This is a genomic window from Streptomyces hundungensis, from assembly GCF_003627815.1.
Taxonomy (GTDB): Bacteria; Actinomycetota; Actinomycetes; order Streptomycetales; family Streptomycetaceae; genus Streptomyces; species Streptomyces hundungensis_A.
Genome location: NZ_CP032698.1, coordinates 1,635,051 through 1,648,157, shown reverse-complemented (window position 1 = coordinate 1,648,157; position 13,107 = coordinate 1,635,051). Strand labels below are relative to the sequence as shown.

The 13,107-nt window shown below is 71.6% G+C and carries 13 protein-coding genes; 6 read left to right on the top strand and 7 right to left on the bottom strand.

Annotated elements, in window-relative coordinates:
* Positions 1-38: 38 nt before the first annotated feature.
* Positions 39-1,220 carry a glycine C-acetyltransferase gene (locus DWB77_RS07395; RefSeq protein WP_120720489.1) on the top strand — a complete coding sequence of 394 codons (1,182 nt, stop codon included), beginning with the start codon at positions 39-41 and terminating at the stop codon, positions 1,218-1,220.
* A gap of 21 nt (positions 1,221-1,241) precedes the next feature.
* Complete coding sequence (locus DWB77_RS07390) at positions 1,242-2,156, top strand: LysR family transcriptional regulator (protein WP_120720488.1); 915 nt, start codon at positions 1,242-1,244, stop codon at positions 2,154-2,156.
* A 9-nt stretch (positions 2,157-2,165) separates the two neighbouring features.
* On the opposite strand, the gene DWB77_RS07385 is transcribed toward DWB77_RS07390, so the two are convergent.
* Together DWB77_RS07385 and DWB77_RS07380 are read right to left on the bottom strand one after the other, a co-directional pair.
* The gene (locus DWB77_RS07385; protein ID WP_246033822.1) at positions 2,166-2,492 is read right to left on the bottom strand and encodes a hypothetical protein; all 327 of its coding nucleotides are present in this window, start codon (positions 2,490-2,492) and stop codon (positions 2,166-2,168) included.
* 149 nt (positions 2,493-2,641) lie between these two features.
* On the bottom strand, positions 2,642-3,115 hold the full coding sequence (locus tag DWB77_RS07380; RefSeq protein ID WP_120720487.1) for an ATP-binding protein: 474 nt from the start codon (positions 3,113-3,115) through the stop codon (positions 2,642-2,644).
* A gap of 207 nt (positions 3,116-3,322) precedes the next feature.
* Here DWB77_RS07380 and DWB77_RS07375 point away from each other — a divergent pair, with 207 nt between their 5' ends.
* The 3 genes from DWB77_RS07375 to DWB77_RS07365 all read left to right on the top strand — a co-directional run bounded on the left by DWB77_RS07375 (position 3,323) and on the right by DWB77_RS07365 (position 5,462).
* Complete coding sequence (locus DWB77_RS07375) at positions 3,323-4,183, top strand: helix-turn-helix domain-containing protein (RefSeq protein ID WP_120720486.1); 861 nt, start codon at positions 3,323-3,325, stop codon at positions 4,181-4,183.
* A complete protein-coding gene (locus DWB77_RS07370) occupies positions 4,184-4,450 on the top strand; it encodes a DUF397 domain-containing protein (RefSeq protein WP_120720485.1) in 267 nt (88 codons plus the stop codon). It begins immediately after the preceding gene.
* 205 nt (positions 4,451-4,655) lie between these two features.
* A complete protein-coding gene (locus DWB77_RS07365) occupies positions 4,656-5,462 on the top strand; it encodes an SAM-dependent methyltransferase (protein WP_120720484.1) in 807 nt (268 codons plus the stop codon).
* Between the two features lie 18 nt (positions 5,463-5,480).
* Here DWB77_RS07365 and DWB77_RS07360 read toward each other — a convergent pair whose 3' ends face one another.
* The 3 genes from DWB77_RS07360 to DWB77_RS07350 all read right to left on the bottom strand — a co-directional run bounded on the left by DWB77_RS07360 (position 5,481) and on the right by DWB77_RS07350 (position 8,772).
* Positions 5,481-7,277, bottom strand: a complete 1,797-nt coding sequence (locus DWB77_RS07360; protein ID WP_120720483.1) for a hydroxysqualene dehydroxylase — start codon at positions 7,275-7,277, stop codon at positions 5,481-5,483.
* Between the two features lie 100 nt (positions 7,278-7,377).
* Entirely contained in the window at positions 7,378-8,037 is a 660-nt protein-coding gene (locus DWB77_RS07355; RefSeq protein ID WP_120720482.1) for a hypothetical protein, read from the bottom strand.
* Between the two features lie 123 nt (positions 8,038-8,160).
* A complete protein-coding gene (locus DWB77_RS07350; RefSeq protein ID WP_120720481.1) occupies positions 8,161-8,772 on the bottom strand; it encodes a GPP34 family phosphoprotein in 612 nt (203 codons plus the stop codon).
* A gap of 768 nt (positions 8,773-9,540) precedes the next feature.
* Here DWB77_RS07350 and DWB77_RS07345 point away from each other — a divergent pair.
* A complete protein-coding gene (locus DWB77_RS07345; protein ID WP_246033446.1) occupies positions 9,541-9,924 on the top strand; it encodes a YchJ family protein in 384 nt (127 codons plus the stop codon).
* 25 nt (positions 9,925-9,949) lie between these two features.
* Here DWB77_RS07345 and DWB77_RS07340 read toward each other — a convergent pair whose 3' ends face one another.
* Complete coding sequence (locus DWB77_RS07340) at positions 9,950-12,022, bottom strand: MDR family MFS transporter (RefSeq protein ID WP_174248516.1); 2,073 nt, start codon at positions 12,020-12,022, stop codon at positions 9,950-9,952.
* Positions 12,023-12,093: 71 nt separating this feature from the next.
* Positions 12,094-13,098, bottom strand: a complete 1,005-nt coding sequence (locus tag DWB77_RS07335; RefSeq protein WP_120720478.1) for an urea transporter — start codon at positions 13,096-13,098, stop codon at positions 12,094-12,096.
* Between the last annotated feature and the right edge of the window lie 9 nt (positions 13,099-13,107).

The window sequence follows — 13,107 nt, the reverse complement described above, 5'->3', positions numbered from 1 at the left end:
GCCGGTCCGGCCTCCCGCCCGCTTTAGGAGCACCCCGTATGTACGCGAACGTCCGCGACGAACTCCGCAAGACCCTCGACGAGATCCAGGAAGCCGGGCTCTTCAAGCCCGAGCGCGTGATCTCCACCCCGCAGAGCGCCTCCGTCACCGTGCCCTCCGGTGACGTGCTCAACTTCTGCGCCAACAACTACCTCGGCCTCGCCGACCACCCCGAGGTCGTCGCCGCCGCCAAGGACGCCCTGGACCGGTGGGGCTACGGCATGGCGTCGGTCCGCTTCATCTGCGGCACCCAGGACGTGCACAAGGAGCTGGAGGGGCGCCTGTCGGCGTTCCTCGGCCAGGAGGACACGATCCTGTACTCCTCCTGCTTCGACGCCAACGGCGGTGTCTTCGAGACGCTGCTCGACGCCGAGGACGCGGTCATCTCCGACGCCCTCAACCACGCCTCGATCATCGACGGCATCCGGCTGTCCAAGGCGGCCCGCTTCCGGTACGCCAACCGCGACATGGCCGACCTCGAGGCCAAGCTCAAGGAGGCGTCGGGCGCGCGGCGCCGGCTGATCGTCACCGACGGCGTGTTCTCCATGGACGGCTACATCGCCCCGCTGAAGGAGATCTGCGACCTCGCGGACCGTTACGACGCGATGGTGATGGTCGACGACTCGCATGCCGTCGGCTTCACCGGCCCCGGCGGCGCGGGCACCCCGGCCCTGCACGGGGTGAGCGACCGGGTCGACATCATCACCGGCACCCTGGGCAAGGCGCTCGGCGGGGCCTCGGGCGGCTATGTCGCGGCCCGCGCCGAGATCGTCGCCCTGCTGCGCCAGCGCTCCCGCCCGTACCTGTTCTCGAACTCGCTGGCCCCGGTCATCGCGGCGGCCTCGCTCAAGGTCCTCGACCTGTTGGAGTCGGCCGGTGACCTGCGCGAGAAGCTCGCCGCCAACACCAGGCTCTTCCGGACCCGGATGACCGAGGAGGGTTTCGAGATCCTGCCCGGCGAGCACCCGATCGCGCCCGTCATGATCGGTGACGCCGCAGAGGCGGCCCGGCTGGCCGAGCTGCTCCTGGAGCGCGGCGTGTATGTGATCGGCTTCTCCTACCCGGTGGTGCCGATGGGCGCGGCCCGTATCCGCGTGCAGCTGTCGGCCGCGCACTCGACCGAGGACATCGAGAAGACCGTGGCGGCGTTCGTGGATGCCCGGGCGTCGATGAAGGGCTGACACGCGCGCGACAATGGCTGAGTGATCGACCCCCGACGGCTGCGCATCCTGCGTGCCGCGGCGGACCACCGCACGGTGACCGCTGCGGCGGCAGCGCTGTATCTGACCCCGTCCGCCGTCTCCCAGCAGCTGGCCGCCTTGGAGCAGGAGACCGGGCACACCCTGCTCACCCGCAGCGGCAAGGGCGTCCGCCTCACGGCGGCGGGGGAGATCCTCCTGGAGCACGCCCACGCGGTCCTGGCCCAGCTGGAGCGGGCCGAGGCGGAGCTCGCCGCCTATGCGGGCGGCGCGGCCGGAGAGGTCACCGTGGCGGCCTTCGCGACCGGTATCGCCGAGGTGCTGGCACCCGCGATCACCCGGCTGCGCCAGACGCGCCCCGCGATCCGGGTGCGGGTGCGCGACGCGGAGGGCGACGAGGCGCTGCGGCTGGTCCTGGACGGCGAGGCCGACCTCGCGCTCGCCGTCGAGTACCGGGGCGCGCCCCGCGAGGACGACAGCAGGCTCTGGCGGGTTCCGCTGTACGCCGAGCCGTTCGACGCCGTGCTGCCCGCCTCGCATCCCCTCGCCCGGGAGCCGCAGGTGCCGCTGTCGGCGCTCGCCGACGACGACTGGATCGGGCCCTATCCGGGCAATCCCTGCCACGACGTGATGCTGCTCGCCTGTGAACTGGCGGGATTCCAGCCGGAGTTGGTGCACTCCTCGGACGACTTCCGGGCGGTGGTGGCGCTGGCGGGCGCGGGGGCGGGGGTGGCGCTCGTGCCGCGTTCGGCGCTGCGCGGGATGGAGCGTGAGGACACCGTGGTACGTCCCGTGGCGGGCCCGGCCGCTACCCGGCGGGTGTTCGCCGCGGTCCGCAGGGGCGCCGAGGGGCATCCGCTGTTCCGGCCGGTCCTGGAGGCGCTGGCGGAGGCGGCCCGGGGTCTGCCCACCGATTGACGGGGTGGTTCAGACCCAGGCCGGGGCGGTGCCGGTCAGCTGGCAGACGACCAGGTAGAGCGGGATCGGCGGGGTGTAGGGCGTCGCGCCGTCGGGGAAGTTGATCAGGCGCGGCCGGTCGGCGTCCGGGACGACCGCCCCGGGGGCGTAGCGGACCGGGCGGGGCCAGGGCAGCTCATGGTCGGAGCCGGCCGGCACGATCCACCACCACCAGTCGGTGGAGGCGAACACACAGCCGGAGCGGGGCAGCCGGGACAGCAGGCGAAAGCCGTGCGCGGCGGGCACCCCCACCGCGTCCCGGCCCAGAGCGGCGGGCCGGACCGACGGCAGCAGCAGGCCGTCGTCGGGTGGAGCGGCGGAGCCGCCGGGCCCGGGCACACCGTGCGCACCCCCACTGCGCACGGGGCCACGGGGCCCGGCGGTTCCGGACCCATCCGGTCGCGGGCCCTGTCGCCCGGACCGGGGTCCCCAAGGAAGCTTTTCCCTCAGCACGGTCGGCCCGCTTGGCCGGGCCCGCCGTGCGCGAGCTCGGCCCAGACGATCCGGCCGGGCCCGTACGGGGCGTCGTGAGAGCCCCAGGCACTGCTCACCGCGTCCACGAGCAGCAGGCCGCGCCCGCGCTCCTCCTCGTCGTCCGAGTAGCAGAGCCGGGGTCCCGCCGAGCCGCAGCCCAGGTCCCTGACCGCTATCCGCAACGCCCGGTGCAGATCGGTGAGTTCGCACAGTATGTGGTCGCCGGCGGTGTGGACGACGGCGTTGGTGACGAGCTCCGAGATCACCAGGGAGGCGGTCTCGTGCAGTTCCTCGTGGTGCCCCCAGCCCTTCAGCATGTCCCTGCTGCGTCGGCGTGCGAGGGAGACCGATTCGGTGCGGGCGGGCACGTCGAAGGCGTACCGCCGCACAGTGGTCCCCGAGCAGGCGCCTGTGAGCTGCGGGACGAGCGCGTTACCAGGAGCCACGACCGGAATCCTCACAGTGGGGAAGCGGCACCGGACACCGCCTTTTTCAAGGGCTGTGTGCCACCACCGCGTGTGAACTGGTTCACCGACCTACCTTGTACCCGCGACGGACACTTGGCAAGGGGCACTGTGAAAAATGCAGAGTGCCGTTCTCCTATCTGCACCGACATGGCACACTGCTCGCAACAGCACGTGGGGAGGTCTGTCGTGAGTGAACCCCGGTCCGCCCCGACCGTGGGCCAGGTCGTGCTGGGCAGACGACTCCAGGACCTGCGCGAGCGGGCCGGTCTCCGTCGCGAGGAGGCGGCCAAGGTGCTGCGGGTGGCCCCGGCCACCATCCGGCGCATGGAGATGGCCGAGGTCTCCCTCAAGATCCCCTATGTGGTCCTGCTGCTGCGGGCGTACGGGATCGCCGACACGGAGGCGGAAGGTTTCGTCGCCCTGGCCGAGGAGGCCAACAAGCCCGGCTGGTGGCAGCGCTTCCACGACATCCTGCCCGACTGGTTCAGCATGTACGTCAGCCTGGAGGGCGCGGCCTCGCTGATCAGGTCGTACGAGCCGCACTTCGTGCCCGGGCTGCTCCAGACCGAGGAGTATGCCCGCCAGGTGATGCGCAGCGGCGCGCTCGGCGCGACCAGCCACGCCGACATAGACCGGCACGTGGCGCTGCGCATGGAGCGCCAGTCGCTGCTGACCCGCGAGGACGCCCCGCGTCTGTGGGTCGTCATGGACGAGACGGTGCTGCGCCGCCCCGTCGGCTCGGCGCAGGTGATGCGCGACCAGATCGACCGGCTGCTGGAAGTGTCCACGCTCCCGAACGTCACCGTGCAGCTCGCCGAGTTCGCCACCGGGCACCACCCGGGGACGTACGGGCCGTTCGTCCTCTTCCGTTTCGCCGTGCCCGAACTGCCGGACATGGTCTACAGCGAGTACCTGACCGGCGCCGTCTATCTCGACGCGCGCCCCGAGGTGGCCACCCACCTGGAGGTCATGGACCGCATGGCGGCTCAGGCCGCGACTGCACAACGCACGAAGGAGATCCTCAAGGATCTCCGCAAGGAGCTGTGAATGGATCACATATACGACGGCGGGCCGGTCGGCGGGCACATCTACAACGGCATGCCCGCGGCCCTGCTCGGCGCCGAGGGTTGGCACAAGCCGTGGAGCGGCGGCAACGGGGGCAACTGCTTCGAGGCGATGAAGCTGGCCGACGGCCGGGTCGCGGTGCGCCAGTCGGCCGATCCCGAGGGTCCCGCGCTGATCTACACCCCCGGCGAGATCGCCGCCTTCATCCAGGGTGCGAAGTCCGGACAGGCCGACTTCCTGCTGATGTGACCCCCGCCGGTCCCCAGGCCGGCCGCCGCCGGCCCAGGTGCCGGCCTCTCCTCGTCGGTCCTCCCGCCGGTCTCCTCCGCCCCTCCTCGGGCCGGTCCACCCGGTGATCCGCGCCGCTGTTCCTCCACGCTGTTCCCCCTCGCCGTTCCTCAACCGCCGTGACTTCCCCACCTGTTCACTGATCTTCATCCCCCATGGAGCGCACATGACCGGGCACGACCACACCGCCGTGACGATCGACACGAGCAAGCCCCATCCGGCCCGGGTGTACGACTGGTTCCTGGGCGGCAAGGACAACTACCCGGTCGACGAGGCGCTCGCCGAGCAGTTGCTCGCGCTCGACTCGCGCGGCCGGGACATCGCACGCGTCAACCGGGCCTTCATGCACCGGGCCACGCGCTGGCTCGCCGAGCAGGGCGTACGCCAGTTCCTCGACATCGGCACCGGCATCCCCACCGAGCCCAACCTCCACCAGGTCGCCCAGCGCACCGCCCCCGACGCCCGCATCGTGTACGCGGACAACGACCCGATCGTGCTGCGGCACGCGGAGGCCCTGCTGCGCTCCACCCCCGAGGGCGTCACCGAGTACATCCAGGCCGATGTCCGCGAACCCGAGCGCATCCTCGAACTCGCCCACACCACCCTCGACTTCACGCGTCCGGTCGCGCTCTCGCTCATAGCGCTGACCCATTTCATCGGTGACGACGACGATGCCTACGGGATCGTCGACCGCCTCCTCGACGTCCTCGCCCCGGGCAGCTATCTGGTCCTTTCGCAGATCACCGGCGACTTCGACCCGGAGAGCGCCGCCCGTGCGGTGGAGCTCTACAAGAGCGGCGGCGTCACCCTGCGTCCGCGCAGCAAGGCCGAGGTCACCCGGTTCTTCCACCGCCGGGAACTCGTCGAGCCGGGTGTCGGCCCGGCCGCCGCCTGGCACCCCGAGCTCGACGAGAGCGCGGTCGAGGGCGACGCCACCCTTCCCGTGTACGCGGGCGTGGCCCGCAAGGTGTGAGCCGACGACCGGCTGCCCTCAGCCCACGTCGAAGGCGTTCGGCAGGCCGAGCCGGAGCCGCAGCCGGTCGGTGTTCTTGAGGAAGTCGAGCTCGGGGGCGCTGTAGAGCGGGGTGACCGTACAGCGGGGCGCGCTCGAACCCACCCGGTCCAGCAGGGCGTTGGCGGCGAGCCGTCCCGAGGTGTTGGCGCCCTCCATGGTGGCCAGGTCGATGGGGACGGCCACGTAGTCACCGGCGAGATAGAAGTTGGGGATCTTCGTGGCGGCCGAGGGGCGGTTGTGGAAGGTGCCCGTGGGGTGGATCAACAGCTCGTCCTCGTTGCGGGGGTCGGGTGTTCCGGTGCCGGAGACGCCCGGGTCCAGGAACCACGAGTGCAGCTTGGAGTCGCTCAGGGCCGTCTTCCCGGTGTCGTTGAGCGCGGCCTTCAGCTGCGCCCACACCTCGCGCGCGATCTCCTCGCGGGTGCACTGCTTGGCCGTCTTCCCGTACAGGATGCCGGGTTTGTCCCATTCGGAGATGTCGACCGAGAGGCAGTCCACCGCCGAACCGTCGCCGTAGTCGGTCGCGAAGGGGTGCAGCGGCCAGTGTTCGGCCTGGGCGATGGCGGTGAGCGACCACGGCGAGTCGATGCAGTCGAGGTGGCCGTGGACGAGGCCGGGCCGTTCGGTCAGATAGAACTGAATGCCCGTCATCCAGTCGGTGCGCAGCTGGTCACAGCGCGCCAACTGCGGGTCGGCGGCGCGCATCGCCGCACTCCAGGTGGCCCGCGCGTGTTCCACCGGCAGGGCCGACACATAGTGATCGGCGGTGATCGTGCGGGTGGCGCCGGTGTCGTCCTCGGCCTGAACGCCCGTCACCCGGCCGCCCGCGTACGTCACTTCGCGTACGTTCCAGCCCACCTTGAACTCGACGCCCAGGGAGCGGAGTTGAGTGACCCAGGGGTCGATCCACGCCTCGTTGGTCGGCGCGTTGAGGATCCGGTCGAGGGGGCCGTCCGCTCCTCGGCCCAGCGCGTTGAACACGAAGGCTTCGAGCAGGGTGCCGACCGTGCGGGTGCTGGCCTCCTCCGCCTTGGTCGCCACGATGTTGCGGGTCACGCCCACGGCGAGGATGCGCTGATAGTCGTAACTCATCTGCGCGGCCCGGGTGAACGTCCACCACGGGACGGACTCCCACTGGCGGTCGCGGCGCTCCTGGCAGCTGGTGAGGAACACCGCGAGGCGGTCCACGAAGTAGGCGATCTCGCGGGCGGGCAGCCGCTGGAAGGTGCCGAGCACCCCGGACAGGGCCCGGCGGATGTCGTCGAGGGTGAGCGGCTGGGGTGTGCCCGCGCCCGGCATCGGGAGCCGCAGGTCCTCCTGGCCGGTCCGCGCGAACATCATCTCCTTGGGCGCCACCAGGTTGTCCCAGACGCCGTGCGCGTTGCCGGGGAACGGGATGCGCCGCATCGTGTCCGGCAGGTTGTGGTAAATGCCGGGGATGAAGCGGAAGCCGTGCTCGGCGGGCAGTGGCTTGCGGCCGCCCTTCGCGCTGTCGGGTACGTCCATGGAGCGGGCCTTGCCGCCGAGTGCCCGGCGTTCGAAGAGCGTGACCGCGAACCCCCGCTCGGCCAGCTCGTGTGCCGCGGTGAGGCCGGCGACGCCGCCACCGAGCACGGCCACGCTCTGGCCGGCCGCCCCGGCGCGGGCCGCGGTGCCAGCCGGGGTGGGGGAGGCCGCCGCGGCGGCGGGCGCCTCCCATCCCAGGGCGGCCGCCGCGCCCGCCGCCGCCGTACTCGCGACAAAAGTCCGTCTCGTGCTGTCCGTGCGCGCCACAGTGCTCCCTATTACCGGTGGTAACGGTCACGTCCGGCGCAGGAGCATACGGTCGACCCGTCCATCCCGGAAGACGGATCCGACCTTTGACCGACGGCGATTACGAGACGAATTCCTCATCGCCGTAACGGACTTCGGCCCTGTTCCAGTCGACGCCCAGTGACTGCGTGAACTTCCGCGCCAGGGGCAGGTCCGCGAGCGGGGCGACGAGGATGAGCCGTCCATCGAGGGTGACCGAGCCGCCACCCAGCTCCTCCCGGGCCTCGGGGTCCGCGGCCAGGGCGCCTTGGAGCTTCGTCGCGGAGACTCCGGAGGCCCGGATCTCCACCGCGTCCGCCTCGTGCGAGGCGCGCGGCAGACAGCGGAAGGTCAGGACCGACTCCTGGTGGTACTGCTTGGCGACGACCGCGGCGATGTGGTGCAGCCCGTCGCGGTTGGCGTGGGAGACGTCGAACACGCGCGAGCGCTCGTACGTCGTCCGCTTCAACTCGCCCGACCAGAACACCCCGTTGAGCAATGTCGAGGCGCCGGGGCGCGCGCCGTTGGCGTGGATGATCCCGCGTACCTGGTGGTCGAAGCGCTGGAGGCGATCGTTGAGCCGCGGGTCGGTGGGCTCGGTGATGATCGCGGTGTTGTTCGTGGCGAAGAGCTCCGCGGCCGGGCAGAGGGGCGCCACGACGGCGGCCCGCGCGGTGCCCGCGCCCCCTGCGCCCAGCGTCAGAACCCCGACCGCGACCAGTACCCGCACCCTGTGCCCCATGCCTCAACTCCCTTGTCGGTGGCCCACTTGGCCGCTTCCGCGACGCCATCTCGATCACCGTAGGGGGCGTGACGCGGGGTTAACGGAGGTAACTCCACGTATGGCCGATAGTGGAGGGTGGGGTCACTGCCCGCGCCAGATGTTGTCGAAGGCCGCCTTCTCGATGGTGCGCCGCTGCCGTACGGCCACGAGTTCCGTCACCGCGTCGTCGACGGCCGTCACCACGGTCACGACGGTGTCGCCGGTGCGGCCCGCGAGGTCCTCCACCGGCTCGTCGCGCAGCCGGGCGGCGAGCGCGAGAGCGGCGAGGACGGGTTCGCCGGACGTCCAGCGTTCCACCGCCGCACGCCGGTCCGGCGAGTCGGCGACCGCGTCGCGTTCGGCACGCAGGGGGAGCCAGTGCCGGTGCTTGCGGGTCACCCCGCCGTCCGCCTCCAGGGCGGCGAGATGGGCCGCGTACAGGCCGCGGCCCCGGCGCCACAGCCAGTCCTCCACGGACTCGTACGGTTCCTGTAGTGACAGGGCCGCCGCGGCCTCGGTCAACTGCCGGTCGGCCAGGTCGAACGGGGCCGGGCCGGGGACGATGCGGTCGCCGTCCAGGGTGAGGGCGGCGGCCTCGGCGAGGTCGAGGAGCTCGGCCCCGGCCAGCGCCAGCGAGAGCTCACCCTGCCCTACGGACTGGTCTGCGGTGGTGACGTCCATGCTGACGATCAGCAGGTCTCGTGCTGTGGTCATGACGGGTTCCCTGTCGAAGGCGACGATGGGCTGGGCGGGTGGGGGGTGCGGTGCCCGGTGCGGGGCGCGCGTTGGTGGCCCGGCGCTGGGCCAGGGCGAGGGGATAGGCGCGGGGCGCACGGTGCTGCGGGCATCCTGGGGCGCACGGCATGCGGGCATCTTAGGGAGATCGCGGGGCGGGCGGCAGGGGGCGCTCCGAGCCGGGCCGGGTTCGCCCCAACCCGCTTCCGGCTGCGGACCGTGCTCGCGTCTCGCGCAGTTCCCCGCGCCCCCAAGGGGTCGGTGCTGGCCCGCACGAGCGCCCCTCAGCCCGTCCGGCGTTTGAGGACGAGCGCCGTTCAGGCGCGATACGGGGTTTGGGGCGGGGCCCCAGAGACCCCGCTTTCGGCTGCGGACCGTGGTTGCGTCTCGCGCAGTTCCCCGCGCCCCTAGCGGGTTGGTGCTGGCCCGTATGAGCGCCGTTCAGCCCGTCCGGCGTTTGAGGACGAGCGCCGTTCAGGCGCGATACGGGGTTTGGGGCGGAGCCCCAGAGACCCCGCTTTCGGCTGCGGACCGTGGTTGCGTCTCGCGCAGTTCCCCGCGCCCCTAGCGGGTTGGTGCTGGCCCGTATGAGCGCCGTTCAGCCCGTCCGGCGTTTGAGGACGAGCGCCGTTCAGGCGCGACATGGGGGTGGGGCAGAGCCCCAGGTGGCGGGGGCGTTCGGGGTGCCGCCTGTGATCAGATGGCGGCATGTCGTCCCGTCGTACCAAGCGCCCCGCACGCCCCGCAATGCCAAAGACCTGTCCCTGTGGACTGCCCGCGCCCTATGCCGAATGCTGCGGCCGCTACCACTCCGGTGCGGCCGCCGCCCCGACCGCCGAGGCGCTGATGCGTTCGCGGTTCAGTGCCTTCGCGGTGCAGGACGGGGCGTATCTGCTGCGCACCTGGCACCCGGACACCCGGCCCGCCGAGCTCGACCTCGACCCCAAGACGCGCTGGACCCGTCTGGAGATCCTGGCCACGGCCGACGGCAGCGCCTTCCACACCACCGGCACGGTCACCTTCCGCGCGCACTACACCCACGCGGGCGAGGCCGGCTCCCTGCACGAGCAGAGCCGCTTCTCTCGGGTCGAGGGTGCCTGGGTCTACCTCGACGCGGTGTTCACCGACTGACCAACCGCCGGGCCCCGGAGGGCAATCACGCGCCGGCCGCCGCCCCCACCTTCACGCGGGTCGACGGCAGCCCGTTCGCCAGGTCCTCGGCCATCAGGCGCTTGGCGATGGTGTCGGCGGCGGCGCGCAGTTCCGCGCTGCGGGGCCGGCCGCGGTCCTTCTCCAACTGCTCGTTCAGCCAGGTCGACCACGAGTGGGTGATGGCCTCGACTTCGCGCTCCCCGGCCGGAGTGTGCGAGAAGTAGCTGCCCTCGCGGCTGAGGAAGCCCTCGTCGACCATCCGCTGGAACACCGGCACCAGCACCTCCGGCGGCACCTGGCGGCGGGCTGCGATCAGGCCGAGGCTCGCGTGGCCGACCATCCGCGTGTACTGCTCGACCTGCATGACCGCCCAGGCGCCGGCCACGTCGAGCCGGCTGTCGGACGCCGCCACGATGCGCCGGGCGGTGTTCATGTCGGCGCCGCGGACGATCTTGCCGACGGCGAGTTCGAGCACCTTGGCCGAGTCGCCCGTCGTCGGCTGGGCGAAGCCCTCGCCCATGTCGGTGGAGGAGGACCGCGCCGTGTCCCGCAGCTCGACCTGTTTGAGGAAGAGCGCGACGACGAAGCCCACGGCGGCGACCGGCACCGTCCACAGGAAGACGGTGTGAAGGCTGTCGGAGTACGCCTGCACGATCGGCGCGGCCGTGGCGGGCGGCAGTTGGTGCAGCCCCGCCGGGGACTGGGCGGCCGCCGCGAGCCGCGCCGGGTCCCCGCCGCTGAGCCGCGCTGCCGCCGCCACCCCGTCCTGGAGGTTGGTCTTGAGGGTGTTGGCGTAGATGGTGCCGAAGACGGCCGTGCCGAACGAGCTGCCGAGCGTACGGAAGAAGGTGACGCCCGAGGTCGCCGTGCCCAGGTCCGCGTAGTCGACGGTGTTCTGCACGGCGATGGTGAGCACCTGCATGCACAGTCCGATGCCGAGTCCGAGCACGAACATGTAGAGCGATTCCAGCCAGGCGCCGACGTTCGGGCCCATCAGCGACAGCAGGAAGAGGCCCACCCCCATGACGAGGGCGCCGACGATGGGGAAGATCCGGTACTGGCCGGTCCTGCTCACCACGTTGCCGCTGAAGATCGACGCGATGAGCAGGCCGATCACCATCGGCAGGGTGCGCACGCCGGAGATGGTCGCCGAGTCGCCGTCGACGTACTGGAGATAGGTCGGCAGGAACGTCATCGCGCCGAGCATCGCGAAGCCCACGATGAAGCTGAGGACCGAGCACACCGTGAAGACGGGGTTGCGGAACAGCCGCATCGGCAGCATCGGTTGGACGGCTCGCGTCTCCACCCAGCAGAACAGGGCGAGCGCGATCAGTCCGCCCGCGAACAGCGCGATGATCGTCGCCGAACCCCAGGCGTATTGGTTGCCGCCCCAACTCGTGCCCAGGATCAGTGCGCTGGCCCCGACCGCGACCAGACCGATGCCGAGGTAGTCGATGACGGGTTTGGCCGTCGAGCGGACCGAGGGGATGTTCCGGGCCGCCGCGATCACCACGAGGATGGCGATGGGCACGTTCACATAGAACGCCCAGCGCCAGCTCAGATGGTCCGTGAACAGCCCGCCGAGCAGGGGCCCGATGACGGTCGAGACGCCGAACACGGCGCCGATCGCCCCTTGGTACTTGCCGCGGTCGCGCAGCGGGATCACATCGGCGATCAACGCCATGGCCGTCACCATCAGGCCGCCCGCGCCGATGCCCTGGAGGGCCCGCCAGGCGATGAGGAGCGTCATGTTCGTCGCGAGCCCGCACAGGAACGAGCCGGTGATGAACGTGACCGCGGAGACCTGGAAGACGACCTTGCGGCCGAACAGGTCGCCGAACTTGCCGACCAGCGCGGTCGCGACGGTCTCCGCGAGGAGGTAGGAGGTGACCACCCAGGACATGTGGGCGGCGCCACCGAGGTCCGCGACGATCGTGGGCAGGGCCGTGCCCACGATCGTCTGGTCGAGCGCCGCCAGCAGCATGCCGAGCATGATCGTGCCGAACACGATGTTGCGCTGCCGGACGTCGAGCACGGGCGGCGCGGACACGGGTGCTGTCTCGCTGGCGGTGGTCACACTGGCACCCTCACACCGCCCCAAGGGGCGCGCATGCCGTGTCGGCCGGGTGAGTGAGGTGTTCCGCGTCCTCAGGCGCCCAGCACCACGCCGGAGCCCACCGGCTCGGTCAGGGGCAGCACGGTCGGCGCTGCCGTGCGGTGCAGGCGCGGGAGCGCGGGCACGGACGCCACGAACACCAGGGTGGTGAGAACGAACGGCCAGGTGAAGGAGTGCCCGCCGGCCGGTGCGAACAGTGCGTCGAGCGCGGGTCCGAGCACCGTGGCCGCCGCCGCCCCGACCACCGCGAAGCCGAGGCTCCACCGGTCGGCGGCGAGCAGCACCCCGCACAGCGCCATCGCGACGAGCACGGCGTTGTAGCCCATGGTGCCGTCCACGATCCTGGCCGTCGGGGCGCCGAGCGCCCAGGCGGTGACCAGTGCGACGGCGCTGCCGACGCACGCCATCGCGCCCGCCGTGCGGCTGGCCGCGAAGATGCCGACGAGGAAGATGACGCCGACGTACCACTGGGGCATGAGGAAGATCTGCGCGATGTTGGCGAAGAACGCGCGCCCGACGTCGTCGAGCGCGAGCGCGACGGCGCCCTCGGCGGCCCGGATGGGCGCGGCCGTCGCGGGGCCGCCGTGCCACACCCGCTCGAAGCGCGGCGCGGCGATCGTCATCGCGCTCGCCGTCAGACAGAACGGCAGCGTCAGGGTGGGCAGTCCCCAGGCGTGCAGCAGCGTGGTGGCGGCGGCCGTGACGACGGTGACGACGGCGCAGCCGCCCGCCGCGAGGACCATCGTGGAGGGATGCGCGGGGCCGAGGAGGACGGCGAAGCCGACCGCGACGAGGCAGGCGTTGAACCCTTCGAGCCCGGCCGCCACCCGGCTCCGGTCCACGCCCAGCAGCTGCGCGGTACCGGTGCCGATGGCGGTGCCGACCAGCCCGTAGAGGCCGTACCGCCAGTCCGCCGTGAACAGGGCCACCGTGAAGATCAGGCCGGTCGGCGCGCTCGGCAGGAAGTGCACCTGAGCCTGGCCGCGCAGCACATGCACCGCGAACCGCCCCCCTCGTCCAGCGCGCGGTATCCGCACGTGACCCTC